Genomic DNA, 12,620 nt, shown 5'->3' on the forward strand with positions numbered 1-12,620 from the left:
AAATGCCGCGCTTCCGCAAGGCCGCGATTCGTATCGGGCCGCTTGAGAGCGAAATTGATTTGTTCCTTGACTTTGGAGTACTACCTTGAGAGCAGAACTGTACGCTTCCGCCGCTGGAGAATGAAATGACCGAGACCGCCCGCACCACCATCGACGCTTCGGAAATCGAGCATTTTTCGCGCATCGCCGCGGAATGGTGGAATCCGCAGGGCAAGTTCCGTCCCTTGCACAAGTTCAATCCAACGCGGCTTGCCTATATCAAGGAAAAGATCTGCGCCAAATTCAACCGTGATCCCAATGCGCCACGCCCCTTCGAGGGCCTGCGCCTGCTCGATATCGGCTGCGGCGGCGGGCTTCTCTGCGAGCCGATGGCGCGCCTCGGCGCGACCGTCATCGGGGCGGATGCTTCCACCACAAATATCGAAGTAGCGAAAATCCATGCTGCGCAAAGCAGCGTCGAGGTCGACTACCGCGCCACGACCGCAGAAGCGCTGGCTGAAGCTGGCGAGAAATTCGACGTGGTTTTGAATATGGAAGTGGTCGAGCATGTTTCAGACGTCGACCTGTTCATGTCCGCCACCAGCGAAATGGTAAAGCCCGGCGGGCTGATGTTCGTCGCCACGATCAATCGCACGCTGAAAGCCTATGGTCTGGCGATCATCGGCGCGGAATATGTCCTGCGCTGGCTGCCGCGCGGCACGCATCAATATGAAAAGCTGGTCCGCCCGGATGAACTGGAAGCTGCACTTGCGAAAGGCGGCCTGCGCCTCATCGACAAGCTTGGTGTGACCTATAATCCGCTGGCCGACAGCTGGAGCCGCTCCCGCGACACCGATGTGAACTATATGGTGCTTGCCGAACGGCCTGCCTGATCAAAGCACATCCCGAAAAGGGTGAAACGGTTTTCGGACAAGATGTGCGTAAAATAGACAGTTAGAACGCCAATCTGATTCAATCCGATCGAAACGGTCAACCTCTTTGTGCGCGTGTTGTCATGGCAACGCCTGCGCAGATGACCAGCGCGCCGATCCAGGTCAGCGGTGGATAATGTTCGCCGAGAAATAGCGTTCCGGAAATAAGCCCCAGTGCCGCTGCGACATAGCCGATCTGGCTGAGATAGACCGGCCCGCCAACCGCCTGCAGCCGGAAGAACAGGGCAAACATGCCCGCCGATGCGATCGACTGGGCCAATGCAGCCCATGGGGCGAATGCAAGTGTCTCGATCGGAAACTGGCCGGTGAATATGAGTATCCCCGCAGAAAGCATCAGTGCCGATGCGAGGTGGCTTCCGGCAGCAAGCTCGGTCGGATCGGAGTTCTTCGGCCAGTCGAGCGTGCGATAGACATTGCCGATGGCGAGAAACACCGGAATGAGCAATGCCGCGGCGATCCACAATGGATCAGCAGGTTTTCCCACTTCGCCGCGCGTCATTGCCACCATCACTGCACCGATAAACCCGGCAGCGATACCGCCGATCCCAAGTGCATTGGGACGCCGCAACCCGAACCCCATCGACAGAACAAGCGTGATGACCGGCGACAGCGTGTACATGATGCCGGTAAACCCCGCGCCAAGGCGTGGAATGGCGGAAAGAATGAGGAGATTGGGCACGGCATAGGAGATAAGCGCGGTACAGATATAGTAACGCAGTCTTCCGCCTGAAAAGCCGATCTTCTTCCCCTGCAGAAGAAGAACAGCGAACAGAATGATTCCGGCACTCGCCGAGAACAAAAAGGTCCAGATGGCAGGCGGAATACCAGCCTGCGCAGCGATCTTGCCGAGTGGCAGGATGAGGCCCAGCAAGGTGCCGGTTGCGATCAGCAAAAAAGGCGCAGAATCCGTCAGTTTCATGCGCCTTGTCTCCTGTACGGCAATCAGTTCTTGTCTTCTGGAAATACCGGCAACGGCAGAACGTCGACACCGTCTTCGAGCAGCGAATGCACATCCTCGCGCGACGCTTCGCCGTAGATACCACGTGTTTCGGTCTCGCCGAAATGGATCTTCCGGGCTTCCTCGGCAAATTTGTCGCCGACATAATCCGCATTCTCGCGAACCTTGCGGCTCAATTCCCGCATTTCGTCCAATATCTGCTTTTGCGTATCGCCCAGCGCCATGGCAATCTTTTCCTTGCCACGGCTTGTCGAGACCGCCGGCGCCATCAGCGACTTCTGAACGGCTTGCGAATTGCACACGGGGCAAGCGACAAGCTGCATTTCCGACTGACGGTCGAAATCAGCATTGTCGCGAAACCAGCCCTCGAATTCATGGCCCTGATCGCAATGAAGCGAAAAGCGGATCATGGAATTTACGCGTCCTCTTTCTGCTTCGCCGAAAAAGTCCGGACATCGAACTCCCGCGCATTCTTCAGGTTCGGTATCTTGCCGCGTGCAGCAGCGCTTTCCGCCACGTCGATATCAGCCAGGATGACGCCCGGCTCGTCGTGATCGGCTTCGGCGAGAATCTTGCCCCATGGTGAGACGATGATCGAATGACCGTAGGTTTCGCGCCCGTCCTCATGCAGACCGCCCTGTGCGGCAGAGATCAGGAATGCACCATTTTCGATGGCACGCGCACGCTGCAAGATGTGCCAGTGGGCCTCTCCGGTCTGTTTCGTGAAGGCGGCCGGACCGGTAATCACATTGGCACCGGCGAGAGCCTGAGCGCGGAACAATTGCGGAAAGCGGATGTCGTAACAGACAGCCATGCCGAACTTTGCGAAAGGCAGGTCGACAACGACAGTTTCCTTGCCCGGAATACAGGCATCCGATTCGCGCCAGCTCTCACCATTGTCGAGATCGACATCGAACATATGGATTTTATCGTAGGTCGAGACCTTCTCGCCCGACGGTGCAAAGATCGCGCCGCGATTATAGGATCTTCCGTCATCGCCCTTGATCAGGGTCGAACCTATATGAAGGAATATACCGTGTTTCGAGGCGAGCTTCGCCGCGGCAGCCATGACAGGATCGTTGGCCTCATCGCGCAATGACTGTGTGAGCAATGGCCGGTCACGCTGCATGATCCCGGTCACTTCCGGCGTCTGCACATATTGCGCACCTTTGACCGCCGCTTCCGCGACCAGTTTTTCCATGGCTTCAATATTGCGGGCCACGTCTGTGCCAGACCGCATCTGGACGGCTGCTGCGCGGAACATGCTCATCGACCTCTCCCTGTCCGATCGAATTCTAAACCAGTTCGCCAGTCTTGAGCAGGCCATCCAGCTTTCCCTGATCTTCCAGCTCGAAAAGATCATCACATCCGCCGACATGAACGGAGCCGACGAATATCTGCGGGAAGGTGTTACGGCCCGAACGCTGCTGCATTTCGGCGCGCAGTTCCGGCGATGCGCCTGCATCGATTTCATTATACGCAACGCCCTTGCGGGTCAGAAGATCCTTGGCCCGGGTGCAATAAGGGCAACCGACACGCGTGTAGATCGTTACATCAACCATCATAAACTCCAATCGTTTTGGCCACTATATAAGCGGCAAAGACGTTATCTGGAAGCCCCGACGCTTTTCACGAGCCTGTGTAGCCGGTTATCCGGCTCAATCCGGTAGAACGCGGCTGAACGTCAGTACATCCACGCTTTTCGCGCCACCACGCAGCAATGCCCGCGTTACCGCCTTGACCGTCGCGCCGGTCGTATAGACGTCATCGATGAGCAGAACCCGTCGCCCGCGCACATGAATCTCGTGTTCCTGCGGCACGCGGAACGCACCGTCCACATTGCGCTTTCGCTCCTTGATACCAAGGCCGATCTGCTGTTCGGTCCGACGCACACGCTTCACGCCTTGCGGCGCAAAGGGTTTCGATTCCAGTTTCGCCAGGGCACGGGCAAGTTCCGCCGACTGGTTGAAACGCCGCTGCCAGAACCGCCAGCGATGCAGAGGCACCGGAAGAATGACCTCGCATTCATCCAGTAATTCGCGACCCGCGCGTTGCATCCAGCGCGCCATCCACGGGGCCAGATCGGTCCGGTCGTGAAACTTGAGCGAAACCGCCATGCGCTGCGCTGCGCCCCGATGCAGGACGGCGGACCGGAGACGCCGGAAAGGTGGCGGATCGGCAATCGCCTCAGCACTCGTGAAGTTGTCGCCGAAATCATGGCTGAAAGGAATGCCCAGCACGGGGCAATAAGGCTTTTCTATAAAGCGTAGCTCCGGCCAGCATTTCGGACACAGCGTCCCCGGTTCGGATACATGCGCCCGGCAGCCGATACATGTCGGCGGAAACAACATGTCCGCAGAGGAGCGAAAAGCCCTGCCGGCAAACCGCCGAAGCCCTTCGCCCGCGCTGCGCAAAAAGGTTTGATGCGTTCTATCGTCATCCGCCATTGCATTCGCCCCCATTCGAATGCATCTATCCCCGCAACGATTGTACTGAACCTTGCTCGAAAGAGAAGACGGATTCCATGCCTGCGCCGACCGATGATAGCGCGATTTTCGATCGCGATCTCCTGCTCTCGTTTCGCCGTCGCGCCTTTGCGCGCGCCGAACCCGGCGCAGATTTCCTGTTGCAGCGCATTGCCGACGATCTCGCCGACCGCCTTGACGCTGTGGAGCGGCGTTTTCCCGTCGCCGTCGATCTCGCTGGCCATACCGGCGTAGCTGCAGCAGCCATCGCGCAGTCTGGCAAAGCCGACCTGATTGTCCGCATCGAACGCGACAGTGATTTCCTGCGAGGTCCTTTCCCGGCTATTGCCGGTGACGAGGAAATGCTGCCGCTGAAAGCTGGCAGCACCGATCTGATCGTGTCGCTAATGGCTCTTCACGCGACCAATGATACACCGGGTACGATGGTGCAGATCGCTCGCGCCCTAAAGCCGGACGGACTTTTTCTGGCGGCCCTTAGCGGCAGTGGAACACTCGGTGAATTGCGCGAAAGTCTTCTTCAGGCGGAAATCGAACTGACAGGCGGCGCCTCGCCGCGCATTTTCCCGTTCCCGGACGTGCGCGATGTGGGCGGCCTTCTGCAACGTGCAGGTTTCGCCCTGCCCGTAACCGACGTCGACAACATCACGGTGCGCTACGATTCGCTGTTCAATCTGATGGCCGATCTGCGCGCCATGGGCATGCAGAACATCCTCCGTGACCGTTCCCGCAAGCCGGTTTCGAAACGCCTTTTCCTGCGGGCCGCTGAAATCTATGCCGAGCGGTTCTCCGATCCGGATGGACGCATCCGCGCCACTTTCTCGGTCATCTGGCTATCAGGCTGGGCGCCGCATGAATCGCAGCAAAAACCATTGAAACCGGGCTCTGCAAAAGCATCGCTGGCAGAAGCGCTAAAAAAGGCTGCGAAAGACAGCTAACAGTCGCCGTGGTGGCTGCCGTTTGTCTCGATGATGCAGACGGAATTGGGGCTCGGCTGAAGCACGCTCTTGCGCACTGTATACGTCTGGCCTGTTGCATGCGGCTGGGCGCTGGCATCGCGCTTGATCGAGCCGGTCATGGTGCGGTCTATCCCGACCGGGAGCACTGACTGGGCTGCAACCTTGTTTGCCTGATCGTTGAGAACCGGCACAATGATGAGAGCCAGAGCGACAACGGCAGAGCCGAACAACAGCACAACGCGCAGGATTCCGCGACCAGCCTTCGTTAGCGGCTTGGCCGTATATTCGTTGTGATCAGCGCTAAAATAATTGTTGTCGAAACTCATGCTTCAAGACTCCGGGGCAGCTCCCAAACGAGAATGCCTCAACGGAGTGAATCATAGATTAACCAGCCAGTGGAATCGTAAGAAATTGCCAACCTTTTTCCACGGTTGTGGACAGGGGGCCGGTCTACAGCAGATCAAGCAGAAACGGGATCAGCGGTTCGTCGGCTGGCGGCATCGGATAGTCGCGCATATCCTTCGGACGAACCCATTTCAGCGCCTGCCCTTCGAGCCCCCGCGCGATACCTTCATAACGGCGGCAGACATAGAGCGGCATCAGCAGGTGGAAGTCATCATAGGTATGGCTCGCAAAAGTCAGCGGTGCAAGGCAGGCCGCTTTCGTCGTGATGCCGACTTCTTCCTGCAATTCGCGGATCAGCGTTTCTTCCGGCGTTTCGCCCGGTTCCACTTTGCCACCGGGAAACTCCCACAGCCCGGCCAGCTGCTTGCCTTCCGGGCGCTGCGTCAGCAGAACCCGGCCATCCGAATCCACCAGTGCGCAAGCAGCTACCAGAAGAATGCGGCGTCCCTTTACCTCGGTCATTTCTCGTTGCTCTCCCGATAGGCATAGCGATAGGCTTCCCGAAAGCCGAAGCTCTCGTAAAGAGCAAGTCCAGCAACGTTGTCCGCCTCGATCTGCAGCCATGCCGTCTTTGCACCGAGCTTTACGGCCCATTTGAGTGCAGAACCGACAATCGCATGTCCATGCCCCTTGCGCCTTGCGTCACGCAGGGTTCCGACATCGAACAGACCCGCCATCACACCGTCCTGCACACACAGCAGGTTGGATACAGCGCGACCACCTTCCTCCAGCACGAACATGCCCTTGTTCGGGCGAACGCTATTAAGAAGTTCGGAAAATCCGGGCCGCATATCCTCCGGTCTTTCATGGATGGAAAGCGAAGCATCCACGAAGCGCCCAATATCCTTCAGGGGTATCTGGTCGATGGCGTCCGACAAATCGAGTTCCTCGAGATTCGCCGTCATCACGATGGTTTCGTCCCGGCGCTTCCAGCCAAGCCCTTCGAGATAATCCTCAAGCTCGCGCGGTGCGAGCGGCGAAAGCCTGAAACAGGGAACACGGCCATAGGCACGAAAACGCTGCGCCGCCAGTTCCACACGTGTTGGAATATCGCGCGTGTCGCCGGGATCGAGCGGATTGATCGAGTTGAGACGCCGGGATGGATGCGCTGCAGTCATGCGTATCGCCCATGTGCCGTCATAGTGAACCGACGTGGCAGGCCAGGCACGGAAGCCGACGGCTTCAAGCTGGCGAACGATGGCAAGACTTGGGGTGCTGGGCTTTTCCATTACTTCGATCAACTTCTGTAATCGCCATTGATGGCGACATATTCCTTTGTGAGGTCGCAGGTCCAGACAGTTGCCTTGCCCTTGCCTAACCCCAGATCGACGCGAATGCGAATATCCTCGCCCTGCATATAGGTGGACGTCGCTGCTTCCGAATAGGCCGGATCGCGCTCGCCTTGATGCGCAACACGAATATCGCCGAACCAGATCGCGAGCAGGTCACGATCGGCAGGTTCACCAGCCTTGCCGACGGCCATGACCACGCGGCCCCAATTGGCATCTTCACCGGCAACAGCCGTCTTGACCAGCGGCGAATTGGCGATGGAAAGCGCGACCTTCTTGGCAGAAGCCGCAGATTTTGCGCCCGTCACTTCCACTTCCACCATCTTGCGTGCGCCCTCACCGTCGCGCACGACCTGCAGCGCCAGCGATTTCAGGAGGCGGCCGAGCGCCTTCTTGAATTCGCCAAGGCGCTTGTCGGCAGGATCAGTGATTTCAGGTGCACCGCGCTCTGCCGCCGCACCAGTGGCGAACAGCATCAGCGTGTCCGATGTAGAAGTGTCGCTGTCTACCGTCACAGCATTGAAGGTCGAGCCAACGCCCTTGGAGAGCAGGCTCTGCAACACGTCAGCCTTGATCGGTGCATCGGTAACGACGAAGGAAAGCATCGTCGCCATATCCGGCGCGATCATGCCCGCGCCCTTGGCGATACCGTTGATCGTGACCGGCACCTGACCGAGCAGTACCGTTTCGGTCGCGACCTTCGGATAGGTATCGGTGGTCATGATCGCCTTGGCGGCTTCGGTCCAGAAATCCTCGACCGCATCCTTGTTCATGTCGCCGAGCAGATGCGCGAATTTGCTTGCATCGAGCGGTTCGCCGATCACGCCCGTTGACGCCAGAAAGACATCCGTTGTGGCGCACCCGACCGCCTTGGCGGCAGCTTCAGCCGTTGCTTCCGTCGCTTCACGCCCCTTGACGCCGGTAAAGGCATTGGCGTTGCCGGAATTGACGACGACCGCGCGGGCCTTTCCGTACACGAGATTGCGGCGGCAAAAATCGACTGGCGCCGATGGACAGAGCGAACGTGTAAAGACACCTGCGGCTTCAGCCGGTCGGTCGAACACCATCAACATCACATCCGTTCGCCCCTTATACTTGATCCCCGCAGCAGCGGTGGCGATGCGCACGCCATGGACGACCGGCATTGTGGGGTAGTGTTTGGGAGCGAGCGGAGAAACAGACGCGGACATATGTGCCTCGATGGATGCGGTTTCGTAGAAACCCGAAAATCGTGATGCCCAGCAAACGGCGTTACGCGAATTTCGGATTCAAAATATGACGCGCGCATTGGAAAGGTTTGCGGTTTAAAATCAAGCGGGAAACGCAAGATCGGAATAAAAAACGCCCCGGCAAGCCGGGGCGTTGATATTTGAAACCAGTTTTTACTGCTGTGGAGCAGCTTCTTCCGGCCCGTCATCCTTGTCCGCGCCTTCCTGGGCAGCGGCGGCATCCTTCATGGCTTTCTCGACAGCCGGATCCTTGTAGTCGATCTTCATACCGTCACGCAGCTTCTTGACGGTTTCGACATAACGCTCGCGCATGATGATCGAACGGATCTGGTCCTTGACCTGATCGAATGCCGGTGGCTGCTTGGTGCGACGATCTTCGAGCTGGATCACATGGAAGCCGAACTGGGTCTGGACCGGCTCCTTGGTGTATTCACCCGGCTTGAGCGCAAAGGCGGCCTTTTCGAACTCCGGCACCATCTGGCCTTCGGCGAAGTAGCCGAGATCGCCACCATTGGCTGCCGTACCGTCGGTTGAGCTTTCCTTGGCGAGGTCCTCGAACTTGGCACCGCCTTCAAGCTTTTTGATGATGGCTTCGGCTTCTTCCTTGGTCTTCACGAGGATGTGACGAGCACGCACTTCCACCTGCGGCGGCATGGCTGCGATTTCCTTGTCGTAGCGCGCACGTACATCGTCATCGCTGATCTTATCGACAACGGCGTCCTTGAAATATTCGTTATGGAGCGCGCGTTCACGCAGGAATTCCATGCGATCCTTGAATTCCTGGGACTGATCGAGCTTTTCCTTTTCCGCTTCACCAGCCATTGCCTTGATGTCGATCAGGGCGGCAAGCGCAGCCAGACGGCGCTGCTCTGCAGGAAGGCGCGAGAACTGCGGATCGAGATCGCCTGCAGCCTGATCGACTTCACCGACTGTGATGTCGTTGCCGTTGACGGTCGCCAGAACCTTGGACGGATCTTCCTTTTCTGCAGGGGCTGCAGCCGGTGCGGCAGCAGGCTTTCCAGCATCCTGTGCGAATGCGGCGCCTGAGTAGCTTGCCAGCGCCACCGAGGCCGCCAGAGACATGCCGACGACAGCGAGAGCCTTGCGATAAGGGGCTTTCAGAATGGCTTTCATATGGAATTCTCTCCTTCGTGGCCGCTTACCGGCCCGATGAATGCGGCGGAATTTGGCCCGGATCTCCCCAATATTGCAACAAAGGAAAGGTTTTCCAGCCCATGATGTGGCGAATCCGAAATTCGCATCACTTTGGAACAGTGTTGCTAACGAATTTCGGATTCAAAGCCACACCAGCAATATATAGAATCGAGTGCGGTTTACAGATTTGAAGTTCATGAACGCAGATGCCATGCAAATGACAGGAACTTCAAATCCACCACACTGGAGCAACGTTGACATCGCCCGAAGCCCCTCTTATCTGTCCTTCGGCTTTACGTCCAGTAAGGGGCGGGGGAATTGCGCCGGAAATGCGCCGTAACGGGCAGCTTTCGCAGCGCAGTTTTCTTGCAATTGTTTCAATACGCGTGAATAAAGCATTCGACATTGCCGGAAGCGCTTCCGGCTGAACGGACAGGAAAGGACCAGTGATGGTCAGCTTTGGCGGTTTCGCCCGCAAGATATTCGGTTCATCCAATGACCGCCGCGTTAAAACCCTGCGCCAGCGGGCAAATCAAATTACTGCTATCGAGAAGAATTACGAAAATCTTACCGATGAGCAATTGCAGGCCAAGACCGCCGAATTTCGTGCGGCGCTGGCTGAAGGCAAGACGCTCGACTCTCTTCTGCCCGACGCTTTCGCTACGGCACGTGAAGCTGCGAAGCGCGTACTCGGTATGCGCCCGTTCGACGTGCAGCTGATCGGCGGCATGGTTCTGCACGAACGCGGCATCGCGGAAATGCGCACCGGTGAAGGCAAGACGCTGATGGCGACCCTACCGGTCTACCTCAATGCGCTTGAGGGCAAGGGCGTACACGTGGTGACGGTCAACGACTACCTCGCCACCCGCGACGCCGAAACCATGGGCAAGCTCTATAACTTCCTCGGCCTGACCGTCGGTGTCATCAAGCACGGTCTCGACGACGATGAGCGCCGTGCGGCCTATGCCTGCGACATCACCTACGGCACCAACAACGAGCTGGGCTTCGACTATCTGCGCGACAACATGAAATATGAGCGCGCCCAGATGGTGCAGCGCCCGCACAATTACGCCATCGTTGATGAAGTGGACTCGATCCTCATCGACGAAGCGCGCACGCCGCTCATCATTTCCGGCCCGCTGGAAGACCGTTCGGACTTCTACAATCTCATCGACACCTTCATTCCAGCCCTTGAGCCGGAAGATTTTGAAATCGACGAGAAACAGAAGACGGCAATCTTCACCGAAGTCGGCACAGAGAAGGTTGAGCAGCTTCTGGAAGCCGCAGGCCATCTCAAGGGTGAAAGCCTCTACGACATCGAGAATGTTGCGGTCGTGCACCACCTGAACAATGCGCTTCGCGCGCACAAGCTCTTTCAGCGCGACAAGGATTATATCGTCCGCAATGACGAAATCGTCATCATCGACGAATTCACCGGCCGCATGATGCCAGGCCGCCGTTATTCGGAAGGCCTGCACCAGGCGCTGGAAGCCAAGGAACATGTGACCATCCAGCCGGAAAATCAGACGCTGGCTTCGATCACCTTCCAGAACTACTTCCGCATGTACAACAAGCTGTCGGGCATGACCGGTACGGCTGCGACGGAAGCGGAAGAATTCGGCAATATTTATGGCCTCGAAGTGCTCGAGATTCCGACCAATCTGCCGGTCCAGCGCATCGACGAAGACGACGAAGTCTATCGTTCCGTCGAGGAAAAATACCGCGCCATCGTGCGCGATATCCGCGCCTCGCACGAGAAGGGCCAGCCGATCCTCGTCGGCACGACCTCGATCGAAAAATCAGAACAGCTGGCCGAACGCCTTCGCAAGGAAGGTATCAAGGAATTCCAGGTTCTGAACGCTCGCTACCACGAGCAGGAAGCCTATATCATCGCACAGGCCGGTGTGCCCGGAACCGTCACCATCGCCACCAACATGGCTGGTCGTGGTACCGACATTCAGCTTGGCGGCAACCTGGAAATGCGCGTTCGTCAGGAACTTTCCGATATACCGGAAGGTCCCGAGCGCGATGCCAAGATCGCGGAAATCAAGGCTGACATTGCACAGCTGAAGGAAAAGGCTCTGGCCGCAGGCGGACTTTACGTTCTCGCCACCGAGCGCCACGAAAGCCGTCGCATCGACAACCAGCTGCGCGGTCGTTCGGGCCGTCAGGGCGATCCGGGCCGTTCGAAGTTCTTCCTGTCGTTGCAGGACGATCTGATGCGCATTTTCGGTTCCGACCGCATGGACAGCATGCTGCAGAAGCTCGGCCTCAAGGAAGACGAAGCCATCGTCCATCCGTGGATCAACAAGGCGCTTGAAAAGGCGCAGAAGAAGGTCGAAGCCCGCAACTTCGAAATCCGCAAGAACCTTCTGAAATACGACGATGTCATGAACGATCAACGCAAGGTGATCTTCGAACAGCGTCTGGAAATGATGGACGAAGAGGACCTGACCGAGACCGTTGGCGAAATGCGCCATGAGGTCATCGAGGACATGGTCGCACTGCGCATCCCCAAGGACGCCTATGCGGAAAAGTGGGATATTGCCGGCCTCAAGGAAGACATCATCTCCAAGCTCAATCTCGACCTGCCGGTCGAGGATTGGGCCAAGGAAGAAGGCATCGCGGAAGAAGAGTTCGAGAACCGCATCAAGGAAGCCGCGGACAAGGCTGCTGCCGAGAAGGCCGAACGCTTCGGCCCGCAGATCATGACTTACGTTGAAAAGTCCGTGATCATGCAGTCGCTGGACAATCTCTGGCGTGAGCATCTGGTCAATCTCGACCATCTGCGTTCGGTCGTCGGTTTCCGCGGTTACGCTCAGCGCGATCCGCTGAACGAATACAAGACCGAAGCGTTCGAACTGTTCCAGTCGATGCTTGCCAACCTGCGCGAAGTCGTTATCTCGCAGCTGATGCGCGTCGAGATCGTTCGCGAAGCACCGCCGGAACCGGAACTGCCGCCGATGACCGGCCGTCATATCGACAGCACCACCGGCGAAAACGATTTCGACGAAGCGAGCTGGTCCGACCATCAGCATGACGAACGCAATGTGCCTGCTGCCGAACGCGATCCGGCCGACCCGCGCACATGGGGTAAGGTCAGCCGCAACGAGGCTTGCCCATGCGGCTCCGGCAAGAAGTACAAGCACTGCCACGGCGCTTTCGAGTGATGTGAGCCGAGCTCATCATCGCATCTATCGAACAAACCCC

The 12,620-nt window shown here is 57.8% G+C and carries 13 protein-coding genes; 3 read left to right on the top strand and 10 right to left on the bottom strand.

The window, feature by feature from the left end; genetic code table 11:
- Window positions 1-125: 125 nt before the first annotated feature.
- The gene (gene ubiG / locus ABDF71_RS00005; RefSeq protein WP_500060726.1) at window positions 126-872 is read left to right on the top strand and encodes a bifunctional 2-polyprenyl-6-hydroxyphenol methylase/3-demethylubiquinol 3-O-methyltransferase UbiG; all 747 of its coding nucleotides are present in this window, start codon (window positions 126-128) and stop codon (window positions 870-872) included.
- 97 nt (window positions 873-969) lie between these two features.
- On the opposite strand, the gene ABDF71_RS00010 is transcribed toward ubiG, so the two are convergent.
- The 5 genes from ABDF71_RS00010 to ABDF71_RS00030 all read right to left on the bottom strand — a co-directional run bounded on the left by ABDF71_RS00010 (window position 970) and on the right by ABDF71_RS00030 (window position 4,337).
- Window positions 970-1,851: a DMT family transporter gene (locus ABDF71_RS00010; RefSeq protein WP_029929753.1), complete on the bottom strand. Its 882-nt coding sequence runs from the start codon at window positions 1,849-1,851 to the stop codon at window positions 970-972.
- Window positions 1,852-1,874: 23 nt separating this feature from the next.
- A complete protein-coding gene (locus tag ABDF71_RS00015) occupies window positions 1,875-2,300 on the bottom strand; it encodes a DUF1178 family protein (protein WP_264358788.1) in 426 nt (141 codons plus the stop codon).
- A 5-nt stretch (window positions 2,301-2,305) separates the two neighbouring features.
- Window positions 2,306-3,160 carry a carbon-nitrogen hydrolase family protein gene (locus tag ABDF71_RS00020; protein ID WP_433760964.1) on the bottom strand — a complete coding sequence of 285 codons (855 nt, stop codon included), beginning with the start codon at window positions 3,158-3,160 and terminating at the stop codon, window positions 2,306-2,308.
- A gap of 25 nt (window positions 3,161-3,185) precedes the next feature.
- Window positions 3,186-3,452: a glutaredoxin 3 gene (gene grxC, locus ABDF71_RS00025; protein WP_029929749.1), complete on the bottom strand. Its 267-nt coding sequence runs from the start codon at window positions 3,450-3,452 to the stop codon at window positions 3,186-3,188.
- A 96-nt stretch (window positions 3,453-3,548) separates the two neighbouring features.
- Window positions 3,549-4,337, bottom strand: coding sequence for a ComF family protein (locus ABDF71_RS00030; RefSeq protein ID WP_010657500.1), 789 nt, complete (start codon window positions 4,335-4,337; stop codon window positions 3,549-3,551).
- Between the two features lie 77 nt (window positions 4,338-4,414).
- Between ABDF71_RS00030 and ABDF71_RS00035 the strand changes: the two genes are divergently transcribed.
- Window positions 4,415-5,311 carry a methyltransferase domain-containing protein gene (locus tag ABDF71_RS00035; RefSeq protein WP_010657501.1) on the top strand — a complete coding sequence of 299 codons (897 nt, stop codon included), beginning with the start codon at window positions 4,415-4,417 and terminating at the stop codon, window positions 5,309-5,311.
- Here ABDF71_RS00035 and ABDF71_RS00040 read toward each other — a convergent pair.
- From ABDF71_RS00040 to ABDF71_RS00060, 5 genes are all read right to left on the bottom strand, one after another.
- Entirely contained in the window at window positions 5,308-5,658 is a 351-nt protein-coding gene (locus ABDF71_RS00040; RefSeq protein ID WP_010657502.1) for a hypothetical protein, read from the bottom strand. The genes ABDF71_RS00035 and ABDF71_RS00040 overlap by 4 nt on opposite strands.
- A 124-nt stretch (window positions 5,659-5,782) precedes the next feature.
- The gene (mutT, locus tag ABDF71_RS00045) at window positions 5,783-6,199 is read right to left on the bottom strand and encodes an 8-oxo-dGTP diphosphatase MutT (protein WP_010657503.1); all 417 of its coding nucleotides are present in this window, start codon (window positions 6,197-6,199) and stop codon (window positions 5,783-5,785) included.
- Window positions 6,196-6,966, bottom strand: a complete 771-nt coding sequence (locus tag ABDF71_RS00050; RefSeq protein WP_010657504.1) for a GNAT family N-acetyltransferase — start codon at window positions 6,964-6,966, stop codon at window positions 6,196-6,198. The genes mutT and ABDF71_RS00050 overlap by 4 nt, the downstream gene beginning before the upstream one ends.
- Window positions 6,967-6,974: 8 nt before the next feature.
- Window positions 6,975-8,216 (bottom strand): bifunctional glutamate N-acetyltransferase/amino-acid acetyltransferase ArgJ, encoded by a 1,242-nt coding sequence (gene argJ, locus ABDF71_RS00055; RefSeq protein ID WP_151616176.1) that lies wholly within the window; start codon window positions 8,214-8,216, stop codon window positions 6,975-6,977.
- Between the two features lie 192 nt (window positions 8,217-8,408).
- Window positions 8,409-9,389 (bottom strand): peptidylprolyl isomerase, encoded by a 981-nt coding sequence (locus ABDF71_RS00060; protein ID WP_500060732.1) that lies wholly within the window; start codon window positions 9,387-9,389, stop codon window positions 8,409-8,411.
- Window positions 9,390-9,859: 470 nt separating this feature from the next.
- Between ABDF71_RS00060 and secA the strand changes: the two genes are divergently transcribed.
- Entirely contained in the window at window positions 9,860-12,580 is a 2,721-nt protein-coding gene (secA, locus tag ABDF71_RS00065; RefSeq protein WP_010657508.1) for a preprotein translocase subunit SecA, read from the top strand.
- Window positions 12,581-12,620: the final 40 nt, after the last annotated feature.

Origin of the sequence: Ochrobactrum sp. WV_118_8 (genome assembly GCF_039631535.1) — a bacterium.
Lineage (GTDB): Bacteria > Pseudomonadota > Alphaproteobacteria > Rhizobiales > Rhizobiaceae > Brucella > Brucella anthropi.

Excerpts from the sequence above, each read along its gene's own strand:
- ABDF71_RS00030 (WP_010657500.1), bottom strand. The coding sequence starts at position 4,337 with ATGGCGGATGACGATAGAACGCATCAAACCTTTTTGCGCAGCGCGGGC.
- ABDF71_RS00050 (WP_010657504.1), bottom strand. The coding sequence starts at position 6,966 with ATGGAAAAGCCCAGCACCCCAAGTCTTGCCATCGTTCGCCAGCTTGAA.
- argJ (WP_151616176.1), bottom strand. The coding sequence starts at position 8,216 with ATGTCCGCGTCTGTTTCTCCGCTCGCTCCCAAACACTACCCCACAATG.
- ABDF71_RS00015 (WP_264358788.1), bottom strand. The coding sequence starts at position 2,300 with ATGATCCGCTTTTCGCTTCATTGCGATCAGGGCCATGAATTCGAGGGC.
- ABDF71_RS00010 (WP_029929753.1), bottom strand. The coding sequence starts at position 1,851 with ATGAAACTGACGGATTCTGCGCCTTTTTTGCTGATCGCAACCGGCACC.
- ubiG (WP_500060726.1), top strand. The coding sequence starts at position 126 with ATGACCGAGACCGCCCGCACCACCATCGACGCTTCGGAAATCGAGCAT.
- ABDF71_RS00040 (WP_010657502.1), bottom strand. The coding sequence starts at position 5,658 with ATGAGTTTCGACAACAATTATTTTAGCGCTGATCACAACGAATATACG.
- ABDF71_RS00035 (WP_010657501.1), top strand. The coding sequence starts at position 4,415 with ATGCCTGCGCCGACCGATGATAGCGCGATTTTCGATCGCGATCTCCTG.
- ABDF71_RS00060 (WP_500060732.1), bottom strand. The coding sequence starts at position 9,389 with ATGAAAGCCATTCTGAAAGCCCCTTATCGCAAGGCTCTCGCTGTCGTC.
- secA (WP_010657508.1), top strand. The coding sequence starts at position 9,860 with ATGGTCAGCTTTGGCGGTTTCGCCCGCAAGATATTCGGTTCATCCAAT.
- ABDF71_RS00020 (WP_433760964.1), bottom strand. The coding sequence starts at position 3,160 with ATGAGCATGTTCCGCGCAGCAGCCGTCCAGATGCGGTCTGGCACAGAC.
- mutT (WP_010657503.1), bottom strand. The coding sequence starts at position 6,199 with ATGACCGAGGTAAAGGGACGCCGCATTCTTCTGGTAGCTGCTTGCGCA.
- grxC (WP_029929749.1), bottom strand. The coding sequence starts at position 3,452 with ATGGTTGATGTAACGATCTACACGCGTGTCGGTTGCCCTTATTGCACC.